The sequence below is a fragment of the Dysgonomonas sp. ZJ709 genome (assembly GCF_011039195.1).
Taxonomy (GTDB): Bacteria; Bacteroidota; Bacteroidia; order Bacteroidales; family Dysgonomonadaceae; genus Dysgonomonas.
This window is the reverse complement of record NZ_JAAKEM010000060.1, coordinates 1-3,579: the sequence shown is the minus strand read 5'-3', so window position 1 is coordinate 3,579 and position 3,579 is coordinate 1. Positions and strand designations below refer to the sequence as shown.

Below are 3,579 nucleotides of genomic sequence, written 5' to 3'. Positions count from 1 at the left end.
GTCTATCAACAAAGTGATATGCACTATCGCCACTAAAATCGGGCGATATCTTCTCGTATGCCTGAACCGCATTCGTATTAGTTGCAGTCCTATTGCTGCATGAGCATGCCACTAACGAAAGTAAGAGAGCAATAAAAGAAATATTTTTAAGTGTCATTCTATTTTTATTAATGTTATACATCACCTGTTACAAAGATAAGCAATGATAATTATTCTTAAACATAATTATTTTATAATTCCATTAGATTAAATTTTTGTTTATGTTCCATGTAAGATTTTTTAGTTTTAACCGATAAATAGACGCAATCATCTATTTCATTATTTTGTTCGTACAAATACCAAACTAAACAATCAGGCTTCCACCAAATACAAAGACCATTATGACGCACAACCTCCTCCCATTCGGCAGCTAATATATCAGTTAAACTTTTATTATCTATCCCTAGCATACCTATATATTTGTAACCTTGTTGAGCACACTGACAATATAACATTATATTAAGAAACTCGCTAAGAGTAACCTCTTCCGAATACCATTGTTTATCACCATGAGGCTGCTGATAAACGATCGGGTCGTCTCCAAACCTATCAAAAGCCCAGATACAAACGCCTTGATTTTCTAATAAGAATACCACTTTCTCTTCGGATAAATAAAGCTGATCGGGTAATGCGAATTCATTAAATGAAGTCATCAAAAGTTCATTCTTTCCTGCATAAAGGTATAAGTCCTTCAATACAGGGGGTAAATTATTACCTAATACCTGTTCAGCGTGAGCTATTTCTTCCGGCGAATAAATATCTTCAACCGATACCGAACCAATTAAACGTTCGATAGTATTTTTTATACTTTGTGATAAAACCATATTATTCATTTCATTAAAATACAAAGAGTATCAAAAGTAACACTTCAAAGTTCTTTTTTTTTATTTATACATCTTCTTATTGCTATCAATAGAATAAGCCTCTAAAAAAAATAGGACTACAAATCAAATATGTAATCCCATTTTATATCATATAAAACTGATAATTTCTTTAAGCATCAATCTTAGCATAAGTAGCATTTTGTTCGATGAACTCACGACGTGGAGCCACTTCTTCGCCCATCAGCATAGAGAAAATATGATCAGCTTCTGCTGCATTCTCAATCGTTACCTGACGAAGTGTTCTGTGCTCAGGATTCATTGTTGTATCCCAAAGTTGTGAAGCATTCATCTCTCCCAAACCTTTATATCGCTGAGTATGGATTGCGTTTTCGTCACCGTCACCGTATTTATCAATAAATGCACGACGTTGGCGATCATCCCAACAATACTCTTCCACTTTTCCTTTCTTACACAAATAAAGCGGAGGAGTAGCTATATAAATATAGCCTCTTTCCAGTAAAGCTTTCATGTGACGGAAGAAGAATGTAAGAATCAGTGTTGCGATATGGCTACCGTCCACGTCAGCATCGGTCATGATAACCACCTTTTGGTAACGAAGTTTTTGCATATTCAATTCCTTCGAATCTTCTTCTGTACCAATGGTCAAACCTAATGCAGTATAAATATTCTTGATTTCTTCACTTTCCAATACTTTATGTTGCATTGCTTTTTCCACATTCAGAATCTTACCTCTCAATGGCAAAATAGCCTGAAATCCACGGTCACGTCCTTGTTTAGCCGTACCACCCGCAGAATCCCCTTCGACAAGAAATATTTCACATATCTCAGGATTTTTACTTGAGCAGTCTGCCAATTTACCCGGAAGACCACCACCCGAAAGAGGCGACTTACGTTGTACCATTTCACGAGCTTTACGTGCTGCTGCACGGGCTGTAGCTGCAAGGATAACCTTCTCTACAATTATTTTAGCTTCCTTAGGATGTTCTTCAAGATAATAACCCAGAGCTTCACCAACTGCTTGGTCTACTGCTCCCATTACCTCATTATTACCTAATTTAGTTTTTGTTTGTCCTTCAAACTGAGGCTCTGCAACTTTAATAGAGACAACAGCTGTTAAACCTTCGCGAAAGTCATCACCACTAATCTCAATTTTCAGTTTTTCCAACATCTTAGTATCATCAGCATACTTTTTCAAAGTACGAGATAATCCTCTGCGGAAACCTGTAAGGTGGGTACCACCTTCTATAGTATGAATATTATTTACGTATGAATATACATTCTCATTATAAGATGTATTATATGTCATTGCAACTTCTACAGGAACACCTTGCTTTTCTGTTACAATATGTATAACATCTTCAATTAAGGCTTCTTTAGCAGCATCAATGTAACGAACAAATTCCTCTAATCCTCTTTCTGAATAAAAAATATCTGAACGGAATGAACCATCCTCTTTTTTATTACGAAGATCTGTCAAAGACAATTTCACACCAGCATTCAAGAATGATAATTCTCTCAAACGCGATGCTAACGTATCATATTTATATTCTGTTGTAATAAAGATTGAATCATCAGGTCTGAAAGTAATAAAAGTACCATTATCGGTAGACTCTCCAATCACTTTTAATTCCGTCGTTGGTATTCCACATGAAAACTCCATCATATAGATCTTTCCATCACGGTGTACTTCAGCACGGAAATATTTCGATAATGCATTCACACAAGACACCCCAACTCCGTGGAGACCTCCTGAAACCTTATACGTCCCTTTGTCAAATTTACCTCCGGCATGCAATACCGTCAATACAACCTCAAGAGCAGATTTCTTCTCTTTAGCCATCATATCGACAGGGATACCACGACCGTTATCTTTTACTGTAACTGAATTATCTTCGTTAATAAAAACTTGTATATCGGAACAGAATCCAGCCAAAGCTTCATCAATAGAGTTATCGACTACTTCATAAACAAGATGATGCAAGCCTTTCTCACCAATATCACCAATATACATAGCCGGTCTTTTTCTTACAGCTTCTAAGCCTTCCAGCACCTGGATATTATCGGCAGAATAAGAACCATCATTTATTATTTCCTTCTTTTCAGTCATAAATTATGTCATTTACATGCCAACAACCGACGTTGATCGTTGCATAGATTTTTCTAATAAAACCTAACAAAGATACGAAATTTATCTCATTTTAAGAAGAAAAAGCAGTAGCACTTTCAGATTTTATTCGTGCCATTTTAATTAAAAATAATCAATAATTTCAACAATCTATTAATTCCTTTTTATCCCTGAAAAGAATATAAATTTATCGAGTAGAAAAGTGACAGTAGAAAAATCACTAAAGAATTATATCGTGTATTAAGACTGAATATTAGACACCCTTACGCACAATAAAACGACGTTATAGCAGGTAAGAAGCTATAAGGGTAAAATATCCTCTGTTATTTTCTTCCTTCTTTATCAGCCTCTATTTTTTCACCGAATACTATATTTTCACATTTCTTGTTATGTATTAGTGTTAGTTTTATGTTTTCGTGAGTAGTGTATTGTATATAACGAATAAGCGCCTGTAGTATTTCTACTAGAGGCGCTCTTGCTTAAAGACGGCGGTAACCTACTCTCCCACATAATTGCAGTACCATCGGCACGATTGGGCTTAACTTCTCTGTTCGGAATGGGAAGAGGTGG

At 35.7% G+C, this 3,579-nt stretch carries 2 protein-coding genes and 1 rRNA gene; all 3 read right to left on the bottom strand.

The genetic code is table 11. The annotated features are described in order from the left end of the window. Positions 1-230: 230 nt before the first annotated feature. Positions 231-872: an SMI1/KNR4 family protein gene (locus G7Y56_RS18220; protein WP_165045865.1), complete on the bottom strand. Its 642-nt coding sequence runs from the start codon at positions 870-872 to the stop codon at positions 231-233. A gap of 160 nt (positions 873-1,032) precedes the next feature. Beyond that, positions 1,033-2,991 carry a DNA topoisomerase (ATP-hydrolyzing) subunit B gene (gene gyrB / locus G7Y56_RS18215; protein WP_165024623.1) on the bottom strand — a complete coding sequence of 653 codons (1,959 nt, stop codon included), beginning with the start codon at positions 2,989-2,991 and terminating at the stop codon, positions 1,033-1,035. A gap of 501 nt (positions 2,992-3,492) precedes the next feature. After that, positions 3,493-3,579, bottom strand: a 5S ribosomal RNA gene (gene rrf, locus G7Y56_RS18210); the annotation flags it as partial.

Bases quoted from the DNA above. Each gene is read 5' to 3' on its own strand.
- gyrB (WP_165024623.1), bottom strand. From the start codon at position 2,991: ATGACTGAAAAGAAGGAAATAATAAATGATGGTTCTTATTCTGCCGAT.
- G7Y56_RS18220 (WP_165045865.1), bottom strand. From the start codon at position 872: ATGAATAATATGGTTTTATCACAAAGTATAAAAAATACTATCGAACGT.